The organism is Roseovarius sp. THAF8, assembly GCF_009363735.1.
In the GTDB taxonomy this organism is placed as follows: Bacteria; Pseudomonadota; Alphaproteobacteria; order Rhodobacterales; family Rhodobacteraceae; genus Roseovarius.
Map to the genome: position 1 here is coordinate 2267626 of NZ_CP045410.1, position 26611 is coordinate 2294236.

The 26611-nt window shown below is 62.5% G+C and carries 26 protein-coding genes, 1 tRNA gene and 2 pseudogenes; 17 read left to right on the top strand and 12 right to left on the bottom strand.

Annotated features, from left to right (window positions below; genetic code table 11):
* Positions 1-110: 110 nt before the first annotated feature.
* The 3 genes from FIU85_RS11095 to FIU85_RS22035 form a co-directional block, all read right to left on the bottom strand.
* A complete protein-coding gene (locus tag FIU85_RS11095; RefSeq protein ID WP_152494338.1) occupies positions 111-347 on the bottom strand; it encodes a hypothetical protein in 237 nt (78 codons plus the stop codon).
* Positions 348-493: 146 nt separating this feature from the next.
* Entirely contained in the window at positions 494-1165 is a 672-nt protein-coding gene (locus FIU85_RS11100) for a flagellar hook capping FlgD N-terminal domain-containing protein (protein ID WP_152496936.1), read from the bottom strand.
* A 20-nt stretch (positions 1166-1185) separates the two neighbouring features.
* Positions 1186-1791 carry a flagellar hook-length control protein FliK gene (locus tag FIU85_RS22035; protein WP_172978866.1) on the bottom strand — a complete coding sequence of 202 codons (606 nt, stop codon included), beginning with the start codon at positions 1789-1791 and terminating at the stop codon, positions 1186-1188.
* Between the two features lie 1638 nt (positions 1792-3429).
* Between FIU85_RS22035 and FIU85_RS11110 the strand changes: the two genes are divergently transcribed.
* A complete protein-coding gene (locus FIU85_RS11110; RefSeq protein WP_152494623.1) occupies positions 3430-3645 on the top strand; it encodes a rod-binding protein in 216 nt (71 codons plus the stop codon).
* Entirely contained in the window at positions 3638-3997 is a 360-nt protein-coding gene (locus FIU85_RS11115; RefSeq protein ID WP_152494335.1) for a flagellar protein FlgN, read from the top strand. The genes FIU85_RS11110 and FIU85_RS11115 overlap by 8 nt, the downstream gene beginning before the upstream one ends.
* 219 nt (positions 3998-4216) lie before the next feature.
* On the opposite strand, the pseudogene FIU85_RS22325 reads toward FIU85_RS11115, so the two are convergent.
* The 5 genes and pseudogenes from FIU85_RS22325 to tsaD all read right to left on the bottom strand — a co-directional run.
* A pseudogene (locus tag FIU85_RS22325) lies at positions 4217-4318 on the bottom strand (chemotaxis protein MotB); the annotation flags it as partial.
* A 320-nt stretch (positions 4319-4638) separates the two neighbouring features.
* Positions 4639-5058 carry an EVE domain-containing protein gene (locus tag FIU85_RS11125; RefSeq protein ID WP_152494334.1) on the bottom strand — a complete coding sequence of 140 codons (420 nt, stop codon included), beginning with the start codon at positions 5056-5058 and terminating at the stop codon, positions 4639-4641.
* Positions 5059-5061: 3 nt separating this feature from the next.
* Positions 5062-5331 carry a YciI family protein gene (locus FIU85_RS11130; RefSeq protein ID WP_152496938.1) on the bottom strand — a complete coding sequence of 90 codons (270 nt, stop codon included), beginning with the start codon at positions 5329-5331 and terminating at the stop codon, positions 5062-5064.
* Positions 5332-6291 carry an NAD(P)H-dependent glycerol-3-phosphate dehydrogenase gene (locus FIU85_RS11135; protein ID WP_152496939.1) on the bottom strand — a complete coding sequence of 320 codons (960 nt, stop codon included), beginning with the start codon at positions 6289-6291 and terminating at the stop codon, positions 5332-5334.
* Positions 6288-7382, bottom strand: a complete 1095-nt coding sequence (tsaD, locus tag FIU85_RS11140) for a tRNA (adenosine(37)-N6)-threonylcarbamoyltransferase complex transferase subunit TsaD (RefSeq protein WP_152496940.1) — start codon at positions 7380-7382, stop codon at positions 6288-6290. The genes FIU85_RS11135 and tsaD overlap by 4 nt, the downstream gene beginning before the upstream one ends.
* Before the next feature lie 71 nt (positions 7383-7453).
* Between tsaD and FIU85_RS11145 the strand changes: the two genes are divergently transcribed.
* The 4 genes from FIU85_RS11145 (at position 7454) to FIU85_RS11160 (ending at position 11278) form a co-directional block, all read left to right on the top strand.
* Positions 7454-8185: a uroporphyrinogen-III synthase gene (locus tag FIU85_RS11145; protein ID WP_152496941.1), complete on the top strand. Its 732-nt coding sequence runs from the start codon at positions 7454-7456 to the stop codon at positions 8183-8185.
* Positions 8186-8230: 45 nt separating this feature from the next.
* Positions 8231-9649 (top strand): hypothetical protein, encoded by a 1419-nt coding sequence (locus tag FIU85_RS11150; RefSeq protein ID WP_152496942.1) that lies wholly within the window; start codon positions 8231-8233, stop codon positions 9647-9649.
* Between the two features lie 20 nt (positions 9650-9669).
* Positions 9670-11157 carry a heme biosynthesis protein HemY gene (locus FIU85_RS11155; protein WP_152496943.1) on the top strand — a complete coding sequence of 496 codons (1488 nt, stop codon included), beginning with the start codon at positions 9670-9672 and terminating at the stop codon, positions 11155-11157.
* Between the two features lie 45 nt (positions 11158-11202).
* Positions 11203-11278, top strand: a tRNA-Thr gene (locus tag FIU85_RS11160).
* Between the two features lie 458 nt (positions 11279-11736).
* Here FIU85_RS11160 and FIU85_RS11165 read toward each other — a convergent pair.
* A complete protein-coding gene (locus tag FIU85_RS11165) occupies positions 11737-12444 on the bottom strand; it encodes a hypothetical protein (RefSeq protein ID WP_152496944.1) in 708 nt (235 codons plus the stop codon).
* 176 nt (positions 12445-12620) lie between these two features.
* Here FIU85_RS11165 and FIU85_RS11170 point away from each other — a divergent pair.
* A pseudogene (locus FIU85_RS11170) lies at positions 12621-13253 on the top strand (tyrosine-type recombinase/integrase).
* Between the two features lie 150 nt (positions 13254-13403).
* Here the strand turns inward: FIU85_RS11170 and FIU85_RS11175 are convergent.
* A complete protein-coding gene (locus tag FIU85_RS11175; RefSeq protein WP_152496945.1) occupies positions 13404-13733 on the bottom strand; it encodes a nuclear transport factor 2 family protein in 330 nt (109 codons plus the stop codon).
* 266 nt (positions 13734-13999) lie between these two features.
* On the opposite strand from FIU85_RS11175, the gene FIU85_RS11180 reads away from it, so the two are divergent.
* The 3 genes from FIU85_RS11180 to FIU85_RS11190 all read left to right on the top strand — a co-directional run bounded on the left by FIU85_RS11180 (position 14000) and on the right by FIU85_RS11190 (position 17325).
* Positions 14000-14779 (top strand): SDR family oxidoreductase, encoded by a 780-nt coding sequence (locus FIU85_RS11180; RefSeq protein WP_152496946.1) that lies wholly within the window; start codon positions 14000-14002, stop codon positions 14777-14779.
* Between the two features lie 194 nt (positions 14780-14973).
* Entirely contained in the window at positions 14974-16617 is a 1644-nt protein-coding gene (locus tag FIU85_RS11185) for a GMC family oxidoreductase (RefSeq protein WP_152496947.1), read from the top strand.
* A 306-nt stretch (positions 16618-16923) separates the two neighbouring features.
* Positions 16924-17325 (top strand): Lrp/AsnC family transcriptional regulator, encoded by a 402-nt coding sequence (locus FIU85_RS11190; protein WP_254702883.1) that lies wholly within the window; start codon positions 16924-16926, stop codon positions 17323-17325.
* Between the two features lie 118 nt (positions 17326-17443).
* On the opposite strand, the gene wrbA is transcribed toward FIU85_RS11190, so the two are convergent.
* Positions 17444-18067 carry an NAD(P)H:quinone oxidoreductase gene (gene wrbA, locus FIU85_RS11195; RefSeq protein ID WP_152496949.1) on the bottom strand — a complete coding sequence of 208 codons (624 nt, stop codon included), beginning with the start codon at positions 18065-18067 and terminating at the stop codon, positions 17444-17446.
* A gap of 100 nt (positions 18068-18167) precedes the next feature.
* Here wrbA and FIU85_RS11200 point away from each other — a divergent pair, with 100 nt between their 5' ends.
* Complete coding sequence (locus tag FIU85_RS11200; RefSeq protein WP_172978867.1) at positions 18168-19073, top strand: LysR family transcriptional regulator; 906 nt, start codon at positions 18168-18170, stop codon at positions 19071-19073.
* A 12-nt stretch (positions 19074-19085) separates the two neighbouring features.
* Here the strand turns inward: FIU85_RS11200 and FIU85_RS11205 are convergent, their stop codons facing one another.
* The gene (locus FIU85_RS11205; RefSeq protein WP_152496951.1) at positions 19086-19994 is read right to left on the bottom strand and encodes a LysR family transcriptional regulator; all 909 of its coding nucleotides are present in this window, start codon (positions 19992-19994) and stop codon (positions 19086-19088) included.
* 379 nt (positions 19995-20373) lie between these two features.
* Here FIU85_RS11205 and FIU85_RS11210 point away from each other — a divergent pair, with 379 nt between their 5' ends.
* The 6 genes from FIU85_RS11210 to FIU85_RS11235 all read left to right on the top strand — a co-directional run bounded on the left by FIU85_RS11210 (position 20374) and on the right by FIU85_RS11235 (position 26610).
* The gene (locus FIU85_RS11210) at positions 20374-21156 is read left to right on the top strand and encodes an alpha/beta fold hydrolase (protein WP_152496952.1); all 783 of its coding nucleotides are present in this window, start codon (positions 20374-20376) and stop codon (positions 21154-21156) included.
* Positions 21157-21259: 103 nt separating this feature from the next.
* Positions 21260-21463: a hypothetical protein gene (locus tag FIU85_RS11215; RefSeq protein WP_144435619.1), complete on the top strand. Its 204-nt coding sequence runs from the start codon at positions 21260-21262 to the stop codon at positions 21461-21463.
* A gap of 130 nt (positions 21464-21593) precedes the next feature.
* The gene (locus tag FIU85_RS11220; RefSeq protein WP_152498229.1) at positions 21594-22427 is read left to right on the top strand and encodes an alpha/beta fold hydrolase; all 834 of its coding nucleotides are present in this window, start codon (positions 21594-21596) and stop codon (positions 22425-22427) included.
* Positions 22428-23157: 730 nt separating this feature from the next.
* Positions 23158-24702: an ABC transporter substrate-binding protein gene (locus FIU85_RS11225; protein ID WP_152494316.1), complete on the top strand. Its 1545-nt coding sequence runs from the start codon at positions 23158-23160 to the stop codon at positions 24700-24702.
* Between the two features lie 92 nt (positions 24703-24794).
* The gene (locus FIU85_RS11230) at positions 24795-25760 is read left to right on the top strand and encodes an ABC transporter permease (protein WP_152473885.1); all 966 of its coding nucleotides are present in this window, start codon (positions 24795-24797) and stop codon (positions 25758-25760) included.
* Positions 25761-25770: 10 nt separating this feature from the next.
* Positions 25771-26610, top strand: a complete 840-nt coding sequence (locus FIU85_RS11235) for an ABC transporter permease (RefSeq protein ID WP_216648873.1) — start codon at positions 25771-25773, stop codon at positions 26608-26610.
* Position 26611 lies beyond the last annotated feature (1 nt).

Consider the following 26611-nt stretch of genomic DNA (forward strand, 5'->3'; position numbering starts at 1 on the left):
TTTAGTGCCGTGCCGGAGTGCTGCCCGGGTCAGCGAAAGATGGGAAAGCAAAAGAAAAGCGGGCCCGAAAGCCCGCCTTTAAATCGGAATGTACCGCAAATGCGGTTTTATCAGTTCGCCACCAGGCTCGTCGTGGAGGACGACGAGTCGGCGAGGGCGACGATCAGGCCAGCGGCGACAACGCCGACGACAACGTAGGTCACGCCGCCGATTGACAGCAGCGAGCCTTGCTGGGCCTGGGTCGACACGAACGGATCGTTCGTTGCGGGTGCGTCCTGAGCGGCGGCCGGCGCAACCGAGGCTGCGACAACAGCAGAGGCAGCGATGAGTGTCGAAAGTTTCTTCATGACAGTCTCCAAGTGATAGGGTTGCACGATGCCGAAGCACCACATTTCACGTCCTGTATCTCATATCCGGGTCGGAATTAAAACCTTATCTGTACGCCAGCGGGCAAATTCGCGGATTATTTTGGCGCTGTGACCAATACGCCAATTTATTGATCCGGTCGCGGCAGACGGAGGCCCAGCAGCGACGCGGCACCGACCTCCTGGCCGTTTTCCATGACCAGGACGGTCTGGCCTGCGTCGATGCGCGCCTCGATGATTCGTCCGTGCACCTCGACCGGCGTCGACGCGACGACCTCGGCACCCGAGAAAGATTCGACCGTCACGTCATAGGTGCCGGGCGCCAGCACGGTGCCCGAAGCGTCCGTGCCCAGCCACGCGATTTCCTCTCGGTCTCCGGACACGGCGAGGCGCTGGACCTCGGCCCCGAGACTGTCACGCACGACAAGCTCGTGCCTGTCGGCCAGGCTGTCGCCCGCAATCGTCAACCTCACGGGTGCGCCCTCGAAGACCACGGGCGCGACCGCCCGCCCTTCCATGCCGATCCAGCCGGACAGTTGCGACACGCCCATGAGGCTCATCTGGGCACTGAGCGCCGACAGCAGGTCGTTGCTCTTGACCTGTTGTTCAACGCCCGAGAATGTCGCCAGCTGTGTCGCGAACTCGGTCGACTCCATCGGGTTCAACGGGTCCTGGTTCTCCATCTGGACGGTGAGCATTTTTATGAAGGTCTCGAAGTCGGAACTGAGAACGGTCGAAGCGGAGCGCGACGCCTGTGCGGCAGCCGCGCCGGTCGCAGAGGTGGTGGGAGCAACGTCCATCATTTTGTCCTTTCAGAGGGTCAAAGCCGAATATCGACGCGATCGAGCGCAATGGATGCGTGCCCGACCTGCGGGTGCGTGGCCGGTGCCTGATCTTCGGTCAGCGCCGCGTCCACCGGCCCGATGGCATCGCCCTCGGGCCCACGGCCCTGACCGGAGCGCGGATGTCCGCTTTGGCCGAACGAGAACTGGGCCGCGCCGTAGCCGATATCGCGAAAATCCTGCGCAAGCATGTCTGCATGCCGGCGCAGGAGGTCGAGTGTTTCGGGGCGGTCGGCCATCACGCTGACAAGAACCCCGGCATCGCCGGTCTGAAGGCTGATCCGCACGCGCCCAAGTTCGGCCGGATTCAGGTGAATCTCGGCGGATTTGTCGCCCGCGCCGCGGAACCCCGTGGTCAGCTGTTCGATCACGTGGCGCGGCAGGTCAGGACCGCGCGTCGCCGCCGCAAGGGAGCTTTGGCGCAAGGGCGCGCTGGTCTCGACCTGGCTCGTGTGGGCGGAGCTTGGGCTGGTGCGGCCCGTTTCATCCAGCGTGTCGCCGACGCGCTCCTCTGCGGGCAGAACCGGGTTGCGAGCTGCAAAAACCGGGGGGGTGGGTGCGACGGGGGCCGCAGGAGCGGCCACGACCGACGGAGACGGCGCGGACGGGGCCCGCTCCAGCTTTTCTGCGGGCTCGACTGTTCCTGGCGTCGGCCGCGCTACATTCTCCAAGGCTTGTTCGGGTCGAACCATCGCCGCGGGCGCAATGCGATCGATTGTTCCCGCCGGGGCGCGCGCTGGCGCCTTGGCCCGTGTCAGACCCTGGTCCGGCCGACTCTGAGGGGCCGGATGGAACGGCGCGGGTTGCTCGCCGCGTGAATACGGGCGGTTTGCAGACCCCGCATCGCGGGTTTCACCCCCGGTGTCGCGCACCGTCGCCGCAGGCCTGGCTTCGGTGTCATTTGAAGGGTTCGGGCGCGTTTGGCCGGCAGGGACGTCCAAGCTGCCGGCTCGCGCGAGTCGCGGCGCTGCATCATTTGAGGCGTTGGCCGCCCGCGTGTCCAATGTCGGACGGGCCGCGTTTGGCGCGGGTCCACCTTCGGCGGCCCGGGCAACGGTGACCGGGCCATCCGCGGGGTCGACGCGAGAGGCCGCTGTGTTCACGGACGATTGAGGCGGCTCACCCGGTGTCAGTGACGGCACGCCCGGGCCATCCTCTGCCACCTTCGACAAGGACACCTTGGCATTGTTCGCGATGGACGCGGTTATGTCAGGGTCGACGCTGCTGGAAGCCGCCTGCCCCATTTCCAAGGCCGCACGCTCCGCGCCCTGTCGCCGCATTGCTGGTGACGGCATCTTTGCAAGCAGTTCAGCGTTCGAGGACGCGGGACGATCACCCGCAATCGCGCCGGGCACTATGCGGGCCGGCCCGACGTCCTCGGATGAATCCTCCGCCTGATCCGCTTGTCCGCACGGTCCGCCCGGTCCGCCCGGTCCGCCAAAGACGGTTGCCGGGTCGCGAGCCGCGTCGGGGCCAGCCGCATGCGACGATGCGGCCCCGTCTTGCCGCGATAGGTGCGCGGCTTCTGCGGATGCCTGTGCGTCTGGGCGTTCTGCAACGGGGGTGTCGGGACGACCTGTTGCAAAGCCTGCATGAGGACCGGAGGTGGCCGGATCCTCGTTCGGCGGTCCGCCGCGCCCCGTGCCTTGTTCAGTCGCCGCAGGTAGATCGGCGGGAAGGTCGTCACGACTGCCGGCCGCTTCCGCAAAGGCGGGCGGAAAGAGCGACGAATCCTTGCCGCGATTAGTAGCCGGATCATCAACCGACACTTCCGACACTTCTTGATCTTGCGCTGCCGCATCGTCTTTCGTGTCAGGGTGCGCAGGCACGACGGCCCCTGCGGTATCGTTTACCGCACCCGCCTGATCGCGGGCGCGCATGTCCGTGAAAACGGTCGCAAAACTGCGCCGGTCGGCCCCTCCGGACGTGTTGCCCGCCTGAACCGGATCGGTCCCCTGCCTGGGAGGGCCAGCGCGGGAATGGGCGGTCGTGGCGTCGCCGGTCGGTAAGTGAAACATCGAATAGCTCCGGGATTTCTTCCTCAGCCCGGAAAACTTCGCAGATCGGAATTACCAGTTCTTTACCGCTTTGATGTCAAATGGCGGAAAGTTCACTGCATTGGAGGAAATCTGGTGACGGTTTTTTTACCCATCGGGCCGAAACTCGACCCACAAACAACGCAGCCTGCGACACCGGCGGACGCGCGTCGTCACGCCGCCGCGATGCAGGCCGCCCAGAAGCTCGAGGCGACTTTCCTCGCGGAGATGCTCAAGGCCGCCGGCCTTGGTGAGCAGGCCAGTTCGTTTTCCGGCGGCGCGGGCGAGGACCAGTTCGCCTCGTTCCACCGGCAGGCCCTTGCCGACAGGATTGCGCAAGCAGGGGGCATTGGTCTGTCCGAACATTTTCTGAGGTCAATCATGGAGAGACAAGGTGAGTGAGACTTCCGCCCAAACCCTGATCGATGAACTGGACCGGCTGCTCGATTTCGAGCGCCAAGCCGTCCTGGACGGCAACCTTCAGGAAATGTCGGGCATCATCAGGAAAAAGGAATGCCTGATCGACGCGCTGAGCGATCTCGATGCGTCCCATGCCGCCCCGATGTCCGAGATCCAGGACAAGCTCACGCGCAACCAGACATTGCTTGACGGCGCGCTGCAAGGCATCCGGCGCGCGTCGGCGCGACTCGCCGCGGTGAGAAAGGTGCGCCGGACCCTCGAAACCTACGGCGAGGACGGACAGAAGAAGACCATCGACGCACGAGTCGCCCGCCAACTGGAGAAGCGGGCGTGAGATTCGAAGCCGTTAGGCAATCATTTGTCTCAAATGCCCATCAAGCGAGCGGCCGGTGTTAAGGGTCTCTTAGCAGTTCAACGGCATTTCTCGGCCTGCGTCCGGAAACGGATGGCGCGATGCCGATCAGATGCATCGCACACGTCAGAACGACTTTCGAGGCAACCGCGTGACAGCGGTGCAATTGGACCGGCGCAAAGCGCCGCAAGTAAAGGAACATGCTATCGCGACCTTCCAGGCACCGCCATGGTGCCCGTCACCGCCCGTGACCTTTTTCCGTTTGATGATGACCGGCGCGGCGTTGTCACCAGACGCACTCATCTCACCACCTATTTACTCACCCGAAACAATCGTTAGCAGACAGCAGCTTACTCGATTGTTAACAGATCAATTTTTCCGCGTTACGCGGCGGCGGATCCCCGCGGGGAGACCAGAGCATTTGAAGCAAATGCCCTGCACTTGGCTTTTGAGATTCCCTCGCGGAAATGGTATCAAGGGATAGATCGCGCCAGTATGGCCGAAACCAACTCCAGTGACACGTGTGGTGCGTAGGGAGCACGTGGGGCAACGGAGGGTATCGGCAGATACGCGCGATACCCTCCGTACGATTTTTCCATGCGAACCTGCGAGAGGTCTGCATCCTAGGGCGTCAGGCCCGCCATCCCGCAAATGATGGTCCATTCGTCCTCGGTCACGGGTTGCACCGACAGGCGAGAGTTGCGCACCAACACCATGTCGGACAAGCGCGGGTCGTCCTTGACCATGTCCAGAGTGACCGGCGTCTTCGCGGCCTCCAGCGCCTTGATGTCCACGCACTCCCAGCGGTCATCCTCGGTCGTGCTGTCGGGATGCGCTTCGGCGATGACCTCGACGGTGCCGACCACCGCCTTTTCCGTTTGACTGTGATAGAAGAACCCGCGGTCACCCACGGCCATGTCACGCATGAAATTGCGCGCCTGATAGTTGCGCACGCCGTCCCATTCCTCGCCGGCATCGGCCTTGGCCACCTGCTGGTCCCAGCTCCAGGTCGACGGCTCGGATTTGAACAGCCAATAGCGCATGGCTCAGATCACCTTGTTCCAGGGAATCAGCTCGACACTCTGAAAAAGGTCGGCCGCCTTGTAGGGGTCTTTCGCCGCCCATGCCTCGGCGGCGGCCATGTCCTCGACCTCCAGGATCACCAGCGACCCGATCATGCCCCCCTCGGCATCCAGGAGCGGGCCGGCCTGGCTGACGACGCCGCTTTCCTTCAGATAGGCCACGTGCTTGTCACGGTTGTCGAGACGGGTTTGCAGGGCGCCGGGCTTGTCCCGGGCAATCAGGGCGATCAGCATTCATTCTTCCTTCAATGGACGTTGCAACAACATATCGACCGCGTCGCGCACGTTCAATTCACCACTGACCAGCCCGGTCACGACGCGGGTGATCGGCAGGTCCAAGCCGGTCTCCTGCGCCATCTCCGCCAGCGCCTGGGCCGTCGCCGCGCCCTCGACCGTCACACCGCTGTCAAACGCATCGCCCGCGCCGATGCTTTGACCAAAGCGATAATTGCGCGACTGCTCTGACGTGCAGGTCAGCACCAGATCGCCAAATCCCGAAAGCCCGGCCAGGGTCTCGGCCTTTGCGCCATATTTTTCCGCCACCTTCACAAGCTCGGCGAAACCGCGCGTCATCAGCGCCGCCCGCGCACTCTCCCCCAGCCCGGCACCGATCGCCACGCCGCACGCGATGGCGATGACGTTCTTCAGCGCGCCACCAAGCTCTGCGCCGATGACATCCGTGGTGCGATAGAGCCTGATGTTCGGCGTAGTCAGTCGCATCTGCAGGCGTTCGCCGGCGCTTTCATCTGCGCATGCCAGGGTCAGCGCGGTCGGCAGGCCGCGGGCGATATCATGGGCAAAGGACGGGCCGGTCAAGGTGGCGGGAATGGCGTCGGGCACATGCTCGGCGACGATCTGCGTCGGCCTCAACCCGGTGCCGCGCTCCATCCCCTTGCAACAGGCGACCACGTGTTTGCCCGCCAGGGTTTCGCCGCAAGTCTCCAGAAAGCGTCTCAGCTTTTGCGCCGGAACGGACAGCAGCACGATTTCGGCCTGCAATATAGTCTCTATATCGTCTGAAACCGCGATATTGTCCGGCAGGTCGACGCCGGGCAGACGTCGCGCATTCTGCCTCGACGCGTGGATTTCGCGCACCTGCTCGGCATCGCGCGCCCACAGGGTCACCGGGCCGTTTCGGGCCAGGGAAACGGCCAGCGCTGTTCCGAATGCACCGGCGCCGATCACCGCGATCATGCCTTCGCCCCTTTCTTTCCCCCGCCCAGAAGGGACGGGCTGCGTTGGTCCAAGGGCCAGCGCGGACGCGCGGCCAGGGTCATGTCGTCAATCCGCCCCGCGCGGAAGAGTTCCCCGCCGGCATAGGCGATCATCGCCGCGTTATCCGTGCAGAGCGCCAGCGGGGGTGCAACGAAAGCCACGCCGAATTCGCTTGAAACAGTCTCTAACCCACTGCGAACGAGCTGGTTCGCGGCCACGCCACCGGCAACGGCCAGCGCCGGCGGCGCGGAAAGGATTCTGCCGGCCTCGGTCAGGGCACGCCGCGTCTTTTCCTGCAGCACATCTGCGACCGCACCCTGGAACCCGGCGCAAAGATCGGCCCGGTCCCGCCGTGTCAGCCCGCCCTTCTCGGCGATCACCTCGTCCCGGGCGCGCAGCAGCGCGGTTTTCAACCCGGAAAACGACATGTCGCAGCCTGGCCTGTCCAGCAGGGGCCGCGGGAAACGGAACCGCTCCGCATCGCCCCCCCGGGCCTCGCGCTCGATCATCGGGCCGCCGGGCTGGGACAAGCCCAGCAAGCGCGCGGACTTGTCGAACGCCTCTCCAGGCGCGTCGTCGATGGTGCCGCCCAGCCGCGTGAAACGGTCGCTTCCCTCGACCAGCAGGAACTGACAATGACCACCCGAAACGAGCAGCATCACGTAAGGATATGCCAGACCATCCGTCAGCCTTGGCGTCAAAGCGTGCCCCGCAAGGTGGTTGACGCCCACGAGCGGCAGCCCCCGCGCGGCGGCGATGGCCTTGCCCGTCATCACGCCTGACAGCACGCCCCCGATCAGCCCCGGCCCCGCCGTCGCGGCCACGAGCTGAATGCGATCCAAGGACGTTTCAGCGTGGTTCAGAGCCTCATTGACCGCGATATCCAGCTTTTCGGCATGTGCGCGTGCGGCGATTTCCGGGACGATGCCGCCAAAGGAGCCGTGCAGGTCGTCCTGCCCCAGAACGACCGACGACAGGATCTCCGCACCGTGCTCGCGCATCCGCACGACCGCCGCCGCGGTGTCGTCGCAGCTGCTCTCCAGCCCGAGGATCGTCAGGTTGTCCGTCATTTCACGCCCGTTGCGCCAAGCCCTTGTGGCAGGTAACACCGCAAGGGCGCGCAAACAACTCCGGAGCGTCCATGTCGCCCCTGATCCTCATCACACGCCCCCGGGACGCGGCAGACGCCTTCGCAGCCGACCTGGAGGATAAGCTGGGCCGGGACGCGGACATATGCATTGCGCCGCTTTTGCAGATCGAGATGTCCCCGGACTTGCCCGACCTCGCACCCTACAGGACGCTCATATTCACCTCCGCTCACGCGGTCGAAAGCTTTGCCACGGCCACCCGGTGCCGGGATTTCGCCTGCTACGTCGTCGGCACCGGCACCGGCAAGGTCGCAGCACAACACGGCTTTGATCCGGTCGTGGGGCCCGGCACGGGCAAGGAACTGGCGCAGGATATCCGCAACGCCTCTGCCGCCACTCCGTGCCTCTACCTGCGTGGAGACCCCATCGCGTTCGACCTCGCCCAATACCTGAATTCCGCCGGAACCGAGACGCACGAGGCCATCGTCTATCGCCAGCTGCCCTGCGCCCTTTCGAAAAAGGCGCTGGACCGCATGAAAAGGCACGGTATCGTGGTCGCGCCGGTTTTTTCGCCGCGAAGTGCCCAGCTTTTGCTAGATGCGCTGCCGAAAGGCGCTAACTTGCATGTCGCGGCGATCAGCGAGGCCGTGGCGGGGATCTTTCCCCGGAACAGAGCGGCAAGGATCAGTGTGGCGGCGCGGCCCGACAGACCCGCGATGCTGTCCTGCGTCGCGCAACTTTGGTCTGATGCCAATCGGCTTGAGAGCGGAAGCACCGCACAGTAAGCTTTCTGGCAGGCTGCAATGGCAAGATTCGAAAGAGGTTTTCACGTGGCAAAGAAACCATCGTCCGGGGCAAAGACACCGCTCGACATGGACGCATCGAAGGAAGACGAGACCGCGCAGCCGGAAGACACCGTTAAAGCCACCGACAACGATACCGTCGCGCCCACAGGCGACGACACGGTCGAGGCGTCCGGCGCGACCACCGATGCGACCCCGGACACGAAACCGGCGGGCAGCCACTCCGGCATCGAAGAACCTGCATCGGGGCAGTCCGAAACGACTCCTCACGACGCGATGACCAAGGGCGACGGCGACACCGAAGAGCCTGCCGCCGAGACATCCGGCACCGATACGCCCGCGCACGACGTGACGTCGGAAACCGCCACGAATATGGGCGCTGACACTGACGAGACTTCCGACGGCGAGACCTCGGACGCGGCAGGGTCCGGCAGCAGCCCCACCGCGACCGAACCCGCCACCAGCCTGCCCGCCACGGCACCGCAGCCCGCCAAGGGGGCCGGCGCCGGAAGCATGATCCTGGGCGGCGTCGTTGCGGGCGCCATCGGCTTTGCCGCCGCCTATTTCGGCGTGGCGCAGCAAGTCATCCCGCGCGACGAGGTTCTGATCGGGGATGTCGGCGCCCTCAACCAAAGGGTCGAGGAGCAGGCCGACACGATCGACGCCCTGACCGAGAAGGTGGGCGGCATCACCAATACCGATGACAGCGCGCTTCAGGCGCAGGTCGAAGCGCTCGGAACATTGTCCGACCGCGTGGCAGAGACAGAACAACGGATCGAGGACCTCGCCGCGCGGCTGGGCGATGTCGAGCAGCGCCCGGTTTCCGAAAGCGCCGACGCCGCCACCATCGCCGCCTACGAGAACGAACTGAATGCCGCGCGCGAGGAATTCGCCGCGCAGCGCGCCGAACTCGAGGACTTGATCGCCCAGGCCATGCAGACCGAAACCGTCGCCGACGAGGCCGCGGTCGCCGCGATGCAACGCGCCGCGATCAGCCGCGTTCAGGCCGCGCTCGACAACGGCACCGGGTTTGCCGGCGCGGTGGCCGAGTTGCAGGACACCGATGTCGAGGTGCCGGGTACCCTGACCTCCGTCGCCGAAGAGGGGGTCGCAACCCTGTCCAGCCTGCAGGAAAGCTTTCCCGACGCCGCCCGGGCCGCGCTGGATGCGTCGCGCGAGGTCACCGGCGAAGGCACCGGACTCAAGGGTTTTCTGAAGAGCCAGCTTGGCGTGCGGTCGCTGGAACCCCGCGAAGGGGACGATCCCGACGCGGTGCTGTCCCGGGCCGAGGCCGCCGTGCGCGACGGCCGGCTGCAGGATGCACTGGCGGAAATCGAGACGCTGCCCGAAGAAGGCCGCGCCGAGCTGTCCGATTGGGCCGGCCGGGCGGCAGAACGGCTCGAAGCGGTGGGCGCGGCCCAGTCGCTGAGCGAGACATTGAACTAAGGCCGGGGGGAATTCAAAGAATGCTGTGGTCCGTCATCAAGATCGTTCTCTTCATCGGCCTCGTCGCCGCGGCCAGTTGGGGCGCGATCTACCTGCTCGAACTCGACGGCGGCGTGCGCATCGTCATGGCCGGACAGGAATTCAACCTGACCCCGCTAATGGCCGTGATCGCGCTTGCCCTGCTTGTCATCGCCGTCTGGCTGCTGCTGAAGATCGTATCGCTGCTGGTCGCTGTGCTGCATTTCATCAACGGGGACGACACCGCGCTGTCGCGCTATTTCCAGCGCAATCGGCAGGAGAAAGGCTATCAGGCCCTGTCCGAGGGGATGATGGCGCTGGCCTCTGGCGAGGGCGAGCTGGCCATGGCCAAGGCCGGCAAGGCCGAGCGCTATCTCAACAAGCCCGCGCTGACCAACTTGATCACCGCGCAAGCCGCAGAGATGTCCGGCAACCGCCGCAAGGCCGAGGAGACCTATAAACGCCTTCTGACCAACGAGAAGACCCGTTTCGTGGGTGTGCGCGGCATCCTGCGTCAAAAGCTGGCCGACGGCGAAACCGACACCGCGCTGAAGCTGGCCAAGACCGCCTTCACGCTGAAGCCCAAGCACGAGGAAGTGCAGGACACCCTGCTGAAACTGCAGGCGCAGACCGGCGACTGGAAAGGCGCGCGCGAAACCCTCAGTGCCAAGCTGAAATCCGGGAACCTGCCGCGCGACGTGCATCGCCGCCGCGACGCGGTGCTGGCGCTCTCCGAGGCGCGCGACATCCTCGACGAAGGCAAGAGCATCGAGGCGCGCGAGGCGGCGATCCAGGCGAACAAGCTCTCGCCCGATCTCGTACCGGCCGCCGTGCTGACCGCCCGCGGCTATATGGAGCAGGGCAACAAGCGCAACGCCACCCGCGTGATCAAGAAGGCATGGGATGCCCAGCCGCACCCGGACCTTGCCGCCGCCTTCGCGGAAATCGAGCCCGACGAGACGCCGCAGGCCCGCATCAAGCGGTTCGCCAGACTGCTAAAGACTCATCCCGATCACCGCGAAACCCGCCTGATCGACGCCGAACTGCACCTGGCGGCCGAGGATTTCCCCGCAGCCCGCCGTGCGCTGGGGGATCTGGCCGAGGTCGATCCCGATGCGCGTGCGCTGACCATCATGGCCGCCATCGAGCGTGGCGAAGGCGCGTCGGACAGCGTGGTCAAAGGCTGGCTGGCACGGGCGCTGTCGGCCCCGCGCGGGCCGCAATGGGTGTGCGAGAACTGTCACCACATCCACCCCGAATGGGCGCCGTCCTGCAGCAACTGCCACGCGTTCGACACGCTCAGCTGGCGCGCGCCGCCGGCATCTTCGGTCGCCTCGTCCACGGGCATCGAGATGCTGCCGCTCATCATCGGCTCGGTCGAGGATCACACCACGCCCGATGAGACCATCGACGAGGATGATACGACCGACGCGGAAATCGACGACGCCGAAATCGTCGAGGAACCGAAGCCGGCAGAGACGGAAAAATAGTCCTTTTCGGATGGGATTTGTGGTGCTATAGCCGCCCCCCACGGGGCCGCTGTAGCTCAGCTGGTAGAGCACGTCATTCGTAATGATGGGGTCGGGGGTTCGAGTCCCTTCAGCGGCACCACAATCGCCCAGTAGACCACTGAAAAATTCGGTTTCTCTGCTGGATGCTTGTCTTTATCCCCTTAAATATCCACTCTTTCATTTTCGCTGGCGCGACCTGTTAAGCGCGCTGGCCGAGGAGAATTCGTCTCAATTGGTATCATGTGGCTGAGCGCGGTGTTTTTCTGCTGGAAAAAGACACGTCCTGAAAGGCGCACGAATTGGATAGTATCCACTAAGACCCAAAACGGATCATACCCCAATCAACCCTAGGTGCCTATACTGGGTTGCTAGACGGGGTTAGCGTTAACGCCAGATTGACTGCGGTCTCGGCCCAGAGCGGACACTGGTCGACCCAGTCCAATGCTGTGGTGCGGCCCGTCGAAGTGGCCATTCAAGCCCAGCGCAGCATTTCACTCGCCGAATGACGGCAGAGCGGGACAAAATGTGAATTCGCTGCAACTGCACCAGTGTCTGAAATCATTGGCCGTGCAATTTTGTGTATATCCCAGCTGCGAGATTGAGGTCCCAGTCATCGCTTGGCGCATACCGCCATTCTTCCTCTTCCCATTTGCCATTTATCCATTGCGCAAAGAAACACCGAACAAAGTCTGGTTTGTGACGGCATAACGACCCTGACAACCAGTCTTTCCGCTTGTCAGGGATGGCTTCCAAGGCTTTGACAACCTCTTCTTGCGGTGCTGTCTCAAACTCGCCCAAATCCCACGCGCCATGACGCACCAACCAAGGACCAAAATCGTCGGTCCATTTGAACGCTTTGTTAGATATAGTCTCCATGTATCCGCACTCGGCCATGGCAATGCAAACCCTGTTCAAAGAGTGTTTTGTTGGGACAACAGCCTCGTAGTGTCGATACAGATCGTTGACGTAATCAGAGTGGCAGGCCAGCCCGTCAAGAAGGTGGTCAAGGTCGCTACGCTTGTGTGAGATAGCCAAGGTGGGTTGGTCGTTGTTTGGCTCTAATACTCGCCAATAGTGGCCTTCAGACGCAAGCAGACCCACTCTCTCTAAGGCACTACAGCTAATCTCGTAATTGCTTTGAGCCAAGTCGTGTAAAAGATCAGGCGCGGGTGACATATCAACAAGGTGCGATAGCATTTCTTCACGCAACCAGAACGCAACGGCCTGAAGTAGAGCGGTTTCCTCTTCGGATAGTTTTTCGACCATTTATTGTCCAAGCATTGCGTTTTAGGAGCACTGAATCGGACATTGGTTCAATACGCAACATCAGTCAAAATGGGCTCGCTGCAGACTTTCTCTGCAGGAGCTACTTTCGGTGATATGCTCTATTTCCAACGTCGGGTTGGCGTTGAGGCAGGGAGTGGCAAACCGGAGTAACCGCCATGACAATTGCGAACTTACCTGCCATTCGAGCCTGCAGACCCGCCTGGAACAAAGGCCGTGTTATCGGCCAGAAGCGACCCTTGCTGCCCAAGCACGTCTGGGCCATTCGCGTTGGTCTTGAGATCGCCGAGAGCCATCGGGACCTGGCTCTCTTCAACCTCGCCATCGACAGCAAACTGCGAGGGTTTGATCTGGTAAAGCTCAAGGTGGCCGACGTCTATGCCTCCGGCCAAGTGAAGGAGCGCGCTTTGGTCCTCCAAAGCAAGACGCAGAGGTCGGTGCGTTTCGAGGTCACAGAGGGCACACGCAAGTCGCTCGCGCGATGGATGGATGAACCGCTAATGGTTGGCTCAGAATTTCTGTGGCCGGGGCCGTTTCATGAGCGCCTCCACATATCGACGCGACAATACGCCCGCCTTGTGCGGGACTGGGTGAGTTCCATTTGATTGGAAGCTACGTCCCACGGCACGCACTCGATGCGCCGGACCAAGGGTGCACAAATCTACAAGAAAACCGGGACCCTGCGTGCCGGGCAGCGCCTGCTCGGTCACACCAAGATGGACAGCACCGTCCGCTATCTCGGGGTTGAGCTTGAAGATGCTCTCGCAACTGCGGAGGCAGTGGAAATCTGAACGATACGGGCCGGTCGGTCACGGCCGGCCCAGAGCGGTCCTTCATGGTATATCTTGCGAGGTCCGGTCAGCTCCGATCCAGTGCAGGCATCACGACCCGACCCCCAATTCCACGGCGTTCGGTGGTACCGCTCCGGGCAACAAGTCGCGTCAGGGAATAATTTCCAACTCGGCTACTTTGTTTCCTTCCAGACGGAACAGATACCGCAGATCGACCGGGCTCCCCGGAAAATTGCCGACGAGATGGCTGGTTACGATAGTGCGACCGCCCTCCTCGGTCAGCGAGAATGGTTCCACGGTATAGGTGTATTGCGTTGAGGCGTTGGCCATCCACTGCCGGATCGCCTCCCGACCCTTGTACGTATTGCCTTCATCAACAACGATCGCGTCATCGGTAAAGCATTCCGCTATCGCCTGCGCGTTGCCCTTTTTGTCGGCCGAGAAGTACTGGGCGATCACTGCCGGTAGTTCAAGTTTCATCATCATTCTCCTGTTGCGGTCCAAGGCGCGACAACCCTCTGACCGCCGCGCCAACAGATAATCTAAGTGAGGATGAAAATTCGATAATAGGGATAAAACAACACGCCGAGTTCCAGATTTCGGGATAATCAGTCTGCCGGACCTCCCCCGCACATTATCCCGGATTTCAAGATAACGCATGCCATTTAATCCATATTTTCTAAACACACGACGTCCCTTAAATTTTCCAGAAAGCAACATTCAGCAATAAATCCGGAGCTCAGATCATGACCGATTTTCTCAACCTGACTGGTAAGCGCGCACTCGTGACCGGGGGCACCCAAGGTGCCGGAGCCGCGACTGTCGAACTGCTGCAAACGCTCGGCGCAAAGGTCCTGACGACCGCGCGCTCGCGCCCTGAGCGGATAAATGCAGACGTATTCGTCGCCGCAGACCTGACGACACCCGCAGGCTGCAAGGCGGTGACCGATGCGGTCCGGGAAGAACTGGGCGGCATCGACATCGTTGTCCACATGGTCGGCGGGTCATCCGCGCCGGGCGGCGGCCACGCGGCACTCGATGACGATCAATGGCAAATGGAGCTCGATCTGAACCTCTTTCCTTCGGTCCGGCTCGACCGGTTGCTGGTGCCCGAGATGGTGGCCCAGGGCCACGGTGTCGTCATCCACGTCACCTCGATCCAGCGCGTCCTGCCCCTGCCGGAGGCCACAACAGCCTATGCCGCAGCCAAAGCCGCTCTTTCGGCCTACAGCAAGAGTCTGTCCAAGGAAGTCTCTCCGAAAGGCGTCCGGGTCCTGCGAGTCTCTCCCGGCTGGATCGAGACCGAGGCATCGGTGCGTCTCGCCCAGCGCCTCGCAGAGGAGCAAGGGACCGACTACGAAGGCGGCAAGCAACTCATCATGCAGTCTTTGGGTGGTATCCCGATAGGCCGCCCGACAAAACCCCAAGAGATCGCCAGCCTGATCGCCTTCTTGGCGTCGGACCGCGCGGCCACGATAACGGGCACCGAGTACACCATCGATGGCGGAACCGTTCCGACCGTCTGAGCGCCCGCCCCTTTGCGCGTCGGACCCCATAACCCCGGCGCGGGGCCGCATGGCCAAGTTGCGGCGTTGCATCGTCCATTCCGGTGAACGGTGAAACCACCAACGGTGGTCTGTTCGCGGTGTGCCGCAGCAACCACTTCATCTCGACCAAACCGTTCTCGACATCAACACAGCCATCCCACGGAGAATCCTGCATGGACACCGATCCGACCCTGACGCGGCACGACCTCGCCGTCTTGGACAACCAGAAAGCCCTGCGCCAAGCGCTTCGATCCGAATACGACTTCATCGTCTGTGGCGCAGGGTCCAGCGGCTCGGTCGTCGCGGCCCGGCTGGCCGAACAGCCGGACGTCAGCGTTCTACTGCTCGAGGCCGGTGGCGACGACACGGCAGACACGGTCACCAACCCGGCCCTTTGGCCCCTGAACCTCGGCAGCGAGCGCGACTGGGGGTTCTCCGGCGAACCCAGCCCGACCCTCGGCGGTCGCAGGCTTCCGCTCAGCATGGGCAAAGGCCTCGGCGGTGGATCGAGCATCAACGTCATGGTCTGGGCCCGTGGCCACAAGGAAGACTGGGATCACTTCGCTGCCGAATCCGGCGACCCCGCCTGGGGGTACCAGTCCATCCTCGGCTATTACCGCCGCATCGAGGATTGGCAGGGCACACCCGACGCCGAACGGCGCGGCATGGGCGGCCCTGTCCACGTCGAACAACCTGCAGCGCCCCAGCCCGTCGCCCGCGCGATGCTCGAGGCTGCCGGGCACATGGGCATCCCGGTCTTCGACAGCCCGAACGGGGCGATGATGGAAGGCCCCGGCGGGGCCGCTATCGCGGATCTCCGCATCCGCGACGGCCGGCGCCAGTCAGTGTTCCGCTCCTACACCCACCGCATCATGCACCAGCCCAACCTGACCGTTCTGACCGGCGCCCTCGTCTCCCGCGTCCTGCTGGATGGCTCGTCGGCCATAGGAGTCGAAGTCCTGCTCGACGGCAAGCTCCGGCAGTTCCGCGCACGCTGCGAGACCATTCTGTCGCTTGGCGCCATCCAGACCCCGAAAGTCCTGATGCAATCGGGTATCGGACCCCAGCACGAGCTTGCCGCACATGGCATCCGGACCGTGCGCGACCTTCCCGGCGTCGGCCAGAATCACCAGGATCACCTCGCCTTCGGCTGCACCTGGGCCTATCACAAGCCGGAGGGTGTCGGCGGCGGCGGATGCGAGGCGACGCTCTATTGGCAAAGCTCTGCGCGCCTCAAACAGCCCGATATCCTGCAATGCCAGCTCGAATTCCCGGTGCCCGCCCCAGAGGAAGCGGGCATCGGCACGCCGCCCCATGGCTGGACCATGTTCGCGGGCCTGGCCCAGCCGAAAAGCCGGGGCCGCCTGCGGCTGTCAGGGCCGAATCCCGACGATCCGCTCCTGATCGAGCCGAACGCGCTCAGCGAACCCGAGGATCTGGAGACCGCCCTTACCGCCGTCGAGATGTGCCGCGAGATCGGCAACCACGCGGCCTTTAATCCACTCGTCCGGCAGGAGGTCGCCCCCGGCGGCCGAAATCGAAAGGCGATGGCCGATTTCATCCGCAAATCGGCAGTCACCTATTGGCACCAGTCCTGCACCGCCAAGATGGGACGGGACGAGATGTCGGTCGTCGATCATCAGCTCAAGGTCTACGGCATCGACAACCTGCGCATCGCTGATGCCTCGATCATGCCCCGCATCACCACCGGCAACACGATGGCCCCCTGCGTGGTGATTGGAGAGCGTGCCGCCGACATGATCCGCCAGCAGCACGGTCTGACTCGCGCCGAACAGCCCCTCGCAGCCGGGGCATGAACCAAAACCGACGCGGATCGGGGGCAAGACATCCCCCGGTCCGCATGATCCGGCGCATCCTATTCAAACGGACAATGACACCGCCTTAGTCCGGACTGCGCCAGCCGACATTGCTCTCCATGCCACATGGCCACGCACCGACAACCCGCTTTCTTCGAATCCGGAACTGTGCCTTAGATGATGTAGCAAGGCGCATCAGTACGCCCGAGACCTGCGGAAACCCGAACAATGCCGGAAGATTCTTTCAGCCCGGACCTCGATCGGATCGATCGAAACATTCTGCGTGCGCTTCAGAAAGATGCCCGGATGGCCAATTCAGACCTGGCTCGGCTGGTGAACGTCAGCGCCGCGACATGCCACCGCCGCACCCAACGTCTGATCGAACAGAAATACATCACATCCGTCCGAGCGCAGATCGCGCCGGCCAGCGTGGGGCTGGGGACGCTCGTGATGGTCGGCGTTGTGCTGGACCGGTCCACACCCGAGAGCTTTTCCGAGTTCGAAGAGACCGTCGCAGATATGAAAGAGGTCCTCGACTGCAACCTCGTCGCCGGGGATTTCGACTATCTGCTGAAGATCAGGACACGGGACATGGAAGGGTTCAACCTGTTGCACGGCCGCAAACTCATCACTCTGCCGGGCGTTCGCCAGATCCGCACTTTCTTCGTGCTGAAAGAGGTCAAGGACAACGCGCCTCTGGCATTCTGACGGATTCACCTCAAACCGGCGTCCCCGACCTCTGCGGTCGCTGTCAAGGGGCGGCATGACCCGCCCCTGTAGCACGCACCGCTGGCGACCCGCCGGCCATCGGATCGCACGCGCACCGTCACGCCGCCCTGACCTGTCGCAACGCGTGCGCCCATGTGGCCATCCGCGCCCCCTGGTGCCTTGCCGCTTGCAACGTCGCCTCGGGAAGCGGCGCGCCTTGCCCGTCGGTAAAGCTGGTGCCGTACGGGTTTCCCCCGGCGGCATGAATCGCAGGATCGGTATACCCGGGCGGCACCATGATCGCGCCCCAGTGATAGAACACGTTGTGCAACGCCAGCAGGGTGGATTCCTGCCCACCATGCACGTTCCCGGCCCCTGTGAAGGCACTCACGGCCTTGTCGGTCAGCTTCCCGTTCATCCACAGACCGCCGCAGCTGTCCAGGAACTGCTTCAACTGCGCCGCCGGCAGCCCGAAACGCGTCGGCGTGCCGAAAACGAAGCCCTCCGCCCATTCCAGATCCGAGTGGGTGGCAACGGGAACTTCACGCGTTGCCTCAAGGTGTTTCCGCCATGCCCGGTTGGCATCTATTGCCGCATTGGGTGCCAGTTCCGCCACCCGCCGTATCCTAACCGCGGCGCCGTGCTTTTCGGCGCCGGCGGCGATTTCCTGTGCTATCGTGAACGTGTTGCCGGTACTGCTGTAATAGACGATTGCCAGCCGGATGGGATCTTGATCTGTCATGTCGCTTTCCTTTGTTTGACGCATGGAAAGCTATGTGCGCGCACCCGTCTGCACTACGGCGTCAGATTTCGTTTCACTGTCTGCCCGGATGGACAATCACATGTCTAAGACGCCCAGCCTCGATGATCTCGCCCGCTTCAGAAAAGTCGTCGACAAAGGCTCGTTTGCCGCCGCGGCGCGGGATCTCGGAATGCCCAAAAGCACGCTCAGCAAGGCGATCGCACGGCTTGAGCAGGATCTGGGCGTCCGCCTGCTCGAGCGGACGACGCGCAACATGCGGCCCACCGAAACCGGGCGGATCGTGGCGGATCACGGCAAGACGATGGTTGACGCCTTCGATGCGGCCCGGCGCGCGGCAAGTGACAGCGACGGGCCGTCGGGCCGCATCCGTGTCGGGTGTCCGCCGGGCCTGTTGAATGATCTGCTGGATGATGTCGTCGCCGAATTTCTCACCGACTTTCCCAAGGTCCGGATCGAACTGGTCGCGATGGCGGGCCCGCTCGACCTCGTCAGGGACGATGTGGATATCACGATCCGCGCGCGGTCACAGGTCGAGGCCGGCGCCTCGCATGTCGTGCGGCGGCTTGGGGTGTCGCGTGGCATCCTTGTTGCCGCGCCGTCCCTTGCCGGTACGAGCCATATGCTGACGCCTCGGGATTTGCAGGCCATCCCGACCCTGTGCCTGCCCGGCGACAGCCGTGTATGGGAGCTTTTTGACCGGGATGGCAAACCCCATACCATCGACGTCACCCCGCGGCTGGTCACGAGCGACATCGCCACCCTGCGGCACGCTGCAATCAGGGGGCTGGGCGTCGCCCTGCTGCCTGAACATGCCTGTATGCCGGATATTGCAGGCGGCCAGCTGATGCGGGTCTTGCCCGACATCTCGACGGTCGAGGGCACGATCTACGCTGTGTTCTCACGCGACACCGCAAGGGCCTCGGCGCTTCGCGCCTTCATAGACCACCTTGCCCGCGCCTTCGCCATCGCCCCATTCCGGCGATAGCCCGGCCAATCTTCACACCGCCCGGGCCGAGCGCGCCAGCTCGCGTGCAAGATCGACGAATACCTTGAACGCGGCCGGCGGGTTGCGCCGGCTGGGGTAATACAGGCACAGCGGCGCAACCGGTGGGGTCCAATCGTCGAGGATCCGCACCAGTCGGCCCGCCGCGATATCCGCACGCACGTTCGACTCCATGAAATAGCCGATGCCCACGCCATCTAGGACCGCGGTGCGCGCCAGGCTGGCCTCATCCAGGGTCAATGGCCCGTCCACGTCCACATGCACCGGCTGGCCCTCGGCTTCGAACTGCCAGCGATACAGCGCACCGTTCGGCAGGCGGACGCGGATACAGGTATGCGCCTTCAGGTCGGCCGGAACGCGCGGGACATCCCGGTTCGCAAAATAGGACGGTGCGGCGACGACGGCATGGCGCCGCGCTGGCCCCAGCGGAATCGCGATCATGTCCGACGGAACGAGGGTTTTGCTGCGCACCCCGAAATCGAACCCGTCCGCCACGATGTCCACAAGGCTCCCCTCGGTCACGAGATCGACCTGAACCTGGGGAAACCGCTTCAGGAACTCCAGGATCAGTGGTTCAAGAATCTCCTGCGCAGCGGTGACGAAGGTGTTGATACGCACGGTGCCGGAAGGTGTTTCCTGTTGCGATCGGACGGTGTCCAGAGCCTGGTGGATATCCCGCACCGCCGGGCTGACCTGATCGACAAACCTGTGCCCTGCCTCGGTCAGCGAGACACTGCGCGTCGTGCGATTGAACAGGCGCACACCCAGTTGTCCTTCCAGCTTGGAAATCGCATTGCTGAGCGCGCTTGTCGACATGCCCATATCGAGTGCCGCAGCCCGGAACGATCCTCTGCGGCTGATCGCGAGAACGGCATCGAAATCGGTCAGCTTGTAGTTTTTCATTGTCCTGATTTCCGTAATTCAACATCTCATTTTATCCCAATTATCAAAACGTCGTCAAAAGCTTAATTTACGGTCACGCATCAACTGACCGAAAGGAGCAGACAGCACAAAAGCTTACCCGAACCGGCGCTGATTCGAACGAGCCGGACATGAAATATTCTTTCGAAACTTGGGTAAGCCTTGGCCGAAAAAACGCCGATCTTCAATCACGCTGCAGCGTATCCAGCAAACCATACGCCAAAGTTGCAAGCACCCATCAGCGTCAAAACGCTACGATGCCGACGCCTGCGACAGGGATGCCATCCAGTAAAAAAGACCGGAAAGCCGCCCTCCCACGGCCTTTATGGACCTCTGCCAATATCAACCAAGGAACATTCAAATGTCCAAGAAACTCAGAACTGCCGTCGCCGCCGCTGCCGCCGCCGCGACCATCACGACCAGCGCAAACGCGCAAGATACGATCCCGTCCGAACAGCCGGTCAAATCCGTCGTCCTCGTTCACGGCGCCTTTGCCGACGGGTCGGGCTGGCGCGGCGTATACGACATCCTCACCGCGCGCGGCTACCGTGTCAGCATCGTGCAGAACCCGCTGACCTCTCTTGCAGATGACGTGGCCGCCACCGACCGCATCCTCCACCGTCAGGACGGTCCGGCGATACTCGTCGGGCATTCCTACGGCGGAACGGTCATCACCGAGGCGGGCATCAACCCCAAGGTTGCAGGCCTTGTATACGTCTCCGCGCTGGCTCCAGACGTGGGCGAGACCACGGGCGACCAATTCGCTGACATCCCTGCTCCGCCGGAATTCATCATCGAGACCGGCGATGACGGGTTCGGCTTCGTCAACCTCGAAGAGTTCAAGACCGGCTTTGCCGGCGACACCGCCGATGCGGACGCGGCTTTCCTCCGTGACAGCCAGGTGCCCATCAACATGGATATCTTCGGAACGCCGGTGAAACACGCCGCCTGGAAGGAAAAGCCGAGTTGGGCCGTAATCGCGACCGAGGACAAGGCCATCGACCCGAAACTGCTGCGCCAAACCGCCGACCGGATTGGCGCCGTGTCGGTCGACGTGCCCGGCAGCCATGTCGTCTTTCTGACCAAGCCGGATGAAGTCGCCGACGTGATCGATGAGGCCGCCCGCGCCTCTGGCGGAAGCTGAATTATCAAGCGCGTGCGGCGGGGCCCGCCTCGCCGCATGAACCCGCAATCTGCTCAACCAAAAATCTCACTTGGGGAAATCACCCCGGCAATGGAGCCACACCATGTCCCATCTGAAAGTGAAATCTATACTCTCCTGGAGCGCGATCCTGTTCCTCATCTCGGTCGCGGCCGTCGCCGTCGCCTCCTGGATCGTCAATGTAGACAGTTTCATCGGTGGTCACGTTCAGGCGAACCGTACCTGCAAGCTGCCCAAATCCGACCCGTGTCAGTTGATCATATCGGGAAAACGCCATGTCCGGACCTGAATCAATCCCGCTCACCCGCCGCTGCGCGATTGCCGGTGGCACGGGCCTGCTGATTGCAGCGACCACACCGCTGCTGACCGCTCCCGGCCTGCGGGCCGAAACATCTCCCTCCATCAAAGGACCTCAGACCATGACCTACATTTCCGCCGAAGACGGCACGCAGATCTTCTACCGCGACTGGGGCCCGCGCGACGCGCAGCCCATCGTGTTCCACCACGGCTGGCCCCTGACGGCCGACGAGTGGGATGCCCAGATGCTCTATTTCCTCGGCAAGGGCTTTCGCGTCATCGCCTTCGACCGGCGCGGACACGGGCGCTCGGACCAGACGGAAACCGGCAACGAAATGGACACCTATGCCTCCGATGTCATCGCCCTGGCCGACGCGCTGGACCTCAAGGCAGCCGTGCATGTGGGCCATTCCACCGGCGGTGGCGAGGTCGTGCACTACGCCGCCCGCGCCAAGCCCGGGCGCGTCTCGAAGCTGGTGCTGATCGGTGCCGTGCCGCCGGTCATGGTGAAGAAGGACAGCAACCCCGACGGCACGCCGCTGGACGTATTCGACGGCTTCCGCCAGGCGCTTTTGGCGAACCGGCCGCAATTCTACCTCGACGTGGCATCGGGCCCGTTCTATGGCTTCAACCGCCCGGACGCGGAGGTCAGCGAAGGCCTTATCCGCAATTGGTGGCGGCAGGGGATGCAGGGCAGCGCCAAGGCGCACTACGACTGCATCGAGGCGTTCTCGGAAACCGACTTTACCGAGGACCTCAAGGCGATCCAACTGCCGACGCTGGTGATGCATGGCAGCGACGATCAGGTCGTGACCATAAAGTCCTCTGCCTCAAGGACGGTCGAGATCATGCCGAACGCGACGCTCAAGGTCTATGACGGCGCCTCTCATGGCATGGCGGCGACGATGGCTGAAGCGATCAACGCGGACATCTTGGGCTATCTGCAGTCCAGTTGACGAACCGCACCGATCTGACGCAGAACGCGCCAGTTCGGGCCTCGCCTGCCAAGCTTCCCCCGTCTCTCCCCGGGGGAAGCCACCAGTCGGTTCTGGAAAAGCAATAGAAACTCCCACTCCAATTGACCAATGGCATCCAGACAGCGAACAGCCCAAAGCCGCCCTTGGTTTTAGCGGTGCCGCTGCGCGGCAGAATACTCAAAGCTGACCTCAGTGATGCCAGCATGCTTCACTGGCTAAACCCAGTTTTTGATACCAAGTTGGCAACTCATCGAACCACACGGTAGATTTGGAGACCTGTTCGACCGCCCGCTTAAATCAATACCTATATGACCAAGTCCCCGCTCATCGCGGATTGCCGTATGCGCGTTCTTTTTCCAATAGACCCTGCCGCCTCTAATCGAGCTCAGAACTACATCAACGTCTTGATCCGTGTTGGCATCACGCCAGAACGGCCAAAGAAGCTGCTTCGTGCTTGTGCTAAAACCTTGATTTTGCAATTCAGATTTTCATCAACTGACAAACTGCCTTGACTCCCGACCGACCCGCCTATGAACCTCGGGTATGCCAGACACCTACACAACGGAGGCAATCACAAACGCCGAACACTCCGAGAGACCGGTAACCGGCACGCGGCGTGTAACGGAAAATTCGCGAGCTATCAGCACAACCGGGCGGTTTTTGAAATCCCGGAAAAGTGACCATCGCGAACATCAACAGGGAGATTTAAATGAAAAAGACACTGACAGCCTCAATTCTGTACCTCGGGCTTGCGCTGCCGATATTGGCACAGGACACCGGCGGCCGGCTTGACATCGTGGTGCAACCCGAACCGCCCAGCCTGATGTTGGGTCTCGTACAAAACGGACCGACGCAGCTGGTTGCGGGCGACATTTACGAAAGCCTTTTGCGCTATGACACCGACCTGAACCCGATGCCGTCGCTGGCCAAGTCGTGGGAGATTTCAGACGATGCGCTGACCTATACCTTTACGCTTCAGGACGGGGTCACCTGGCATGATGGCGAGCCCTTCACCGCCGAGGACGTGGTGTTTTCGGTCGATACGTTCCTGCGCGAAACCCATGCGCGACTTCGGGTCAGTTTGGAACACGTTGAATCCGTGACCGCGCCAGACGATCACACCGTCGTTTTCAAGCTGAAGAACCCTTTTGGCCCATTCATCGGCGTCTTCGAGGCCGGAACCATGCCGATGATCCCCAAGCATATCTACGAGGGGACGGATTTCGCCAACAACGAAGCGAACAACGCGCCGATCGGCACCGGCCCGTACAAGTTCAATGAGTGGGAGAAAGGCAGCTACATCCACCTGGTGAAGAACGAGGATTATTATCTGGAGGGACAGCCCTATCTGGATGAGGTCTATTATCGCGTCATTCCCGATGCCGCCTCGCGCGCGGTGGCGTTCGAAAATGGCGAGGTCGACGTGCTGCCCGGTGGCTCTGTCGAGAACTGGGACGTGAAACGCCTGACCGAGATGGACGGTGTCTGTTCCACCGGCAAGGGTTGGGAGTACTTCGCGCCCCATGCGATGGCGTGGATGAACACCCGCGAAGGGGCCACGGCAAACAAGGATTTCCGCAAAGCTGTGATGCACGCTATGGACCGCGAGTTCGTGAAGGATGTGATCTGGAACGGGTTCGGCACGGTCGCCACCAGCCCGGTATCGTCCAAGACGAATTTCTACACCGACGACACCATCATGTACGATCATAACCCCGACAAGGCACGCGAGCACCTGGAGGCCGCAGGCTATGACGGGGAAACCGTGCGCATTCTGCCTTTGCCCTACGGCGAGACATGGCAACGCTGGGCCGAGGCGATGAAGCAGAACCTCGAAGAAGTGGGCGTCAACGTCGAAGTGGTGGCGACCGACGTCGCCGGCTGGAACCAGAAACAGGCCGAGTGGGATTTCGATATCGCCTTCACCTACCTCTACCAGTACGGTGATCCGGCCTTGGGTGTCGCACGCAGCTATCTTTCGTCCAACATCGCCAAGGGCAGCCCGTGGAACAACGTCGCCGGTTATGAAAACCCTGAGGTGGACGAGATGTTCGCCGAAGCCGCCATCGCCGCCACCCCGGAAGAGCGTCAGGAGATTTACACGCAAGTCCAGAAACAACTGGTCGACGACGTGCCGGTCGCCTGGCTTCTGGAGATCGAGTTTCCAACGATCTATCGCTGCGACGTGAAGGATCTCGTGACCACCGCCATCGGTGTGAATGACGGGCTGCGCGACGCGTGGGTCGAGCAATAGATCCAAGTGAGGATGCAAAGCTGGCCCGGAATGACCCGGGCCAGCCTCTATTCGGTCCCTGACGACCACCGCGAACCGAGCAGGCCCAGACAATGAACCTTGCCGCCGCCATATTTGGCCGTACCGCCAAAGCCATCATCACGCTTTTGCTGGTCGTCGTGCTGAATTTCTTCCTGATCCATGCAGCCCCCGGCGACCCGGCGATGGTCATGGCAGGCGAAGCAGGCGCAGCGGACGAACAATTCATCCAGCAATTGCGCCAGCAGTTCGGGCTGGATCAGCCGCTTTACGTACAGTTCTGGAATTACGTCTCGGGCGTCGTGCAACTAGATCTTGGCTACTCCTATCGTCAACAGATGCCCGTGCTGGACCTGATCCTGGACCGATTGCCCGCTACGCTGTTACTGACGATGACCGCCTTTGGCATGTCCCTGCTTCTGGGGATCGTGTTCGGCCTTGCCGCCGCCGCACGGCAGGGCAAATGGAGCGATACCGCGATCACCACCATGGCATTGCTGTTTTATGCCACACCGCTTTTCTGGGTTGCGCTGATGGCCGTCGTGCTGTTCTCGGTGCATCTGGGCTGGTTCCCGGCCTTCGGATACGAAACCGTTGGCGCTGAATACACCGGCATAACCGCTGTGCTGGACCGGCTGAAACACCTGTTCCTGCCGGCGCTGACGCTTGGGCTTTTCTTCATGGCAGTGTACCTGCGGATGACCCGGTCCTCGGTTCTCGAAGTCAGCCAGATGGATTTCGTCAAGACGGCCCGCGCCAAGGGTCTGCGCGAGGGAACCATCCGGCGTCGTCACATACTGCGCAATGCCCTCTTGCCCGTCGTCACACTGGCCGGTCTTCAGGCGGGGCAACTGGTGGGCGGTGCCGTTCTGACCGAAACCGTGTTCGCATGGCCCGGCATCGGTCGCCTTATGTTCGAGAGCTTGACCGCGCGTGACTATAACACGCTCCTCGGTGTGTTCCTTGTCTCGGCCGCCATGGTGATCGCCTTCAACATCATCACCGATATTGTGTATCGGCTGATTGATCCGCGGATTTGAGGAGACACCCATGATCGATTTCCTCAAAAGATTCTCCCGCAACCGGGGCGCGGTGATCGGCGCGGTGATCCTGACTTGCGTCGTTCTTTTGGCCATATTCGCGCCTCTGATTTACCCAGAAAGCCCGTGGAAGATGGTGCAGCGCCCCTTCCTCGAACCGTTCAGCACCGATGGCTTTCCCTTGGGCACCGATACGTTGGGCCGCGACGTGGCGGCGGGGTTGGTGCATGGCGCGCGCGTGTCGCTGATCGTGGGGCTGGTGTCGACCCTGGTGGCGCTGTTGATCGGCGTGCCGCTCGGGGCATTCGCGGGCTTCTACGGAGGGCTGGTGGATGACGGCGCCATGCGTTTTACCGAGTTTTTCCAGACCATCCCGAACTTCGCCCTTGCCATCGTTCTCGTCGCGATTCTGGAACCGACGCTGCCGACGATAACGCTGGCCATCGCCATCGTCAGCTGGCCGCCCGTCGCCCGCCTCGTGCGGGCCGAGGTACTGTCGCTGCGCAAGCGGGAATTCGTCGATGCCGCACGGCTGGCCGGGCTGTCCAACGCCCGTATTCTTTTCGGACATATCTTGCCCAACGCGATGTCACCGATCATCGTCATGGCCTCCTTAATGGTGGCAACGGCAATCCTGCTGGAAAGCTCGCTGTCCTTCCTCGGGCTGGGCGATCCCAACATCATGAGCTGGGGCTACATGATCGGTGCGGCGCGCACGGTGATCCGCACCGCGTGGTGGCTCAGCTTCATTCCGGGCGTGGCGATCCTGCTGACGGTTCTGGCCCTGAACCTCATTGGCGAGGGCTTGAACGACGCCCTGAACCCCCGGCTGGCAAGAAAGGGGCGCTAAG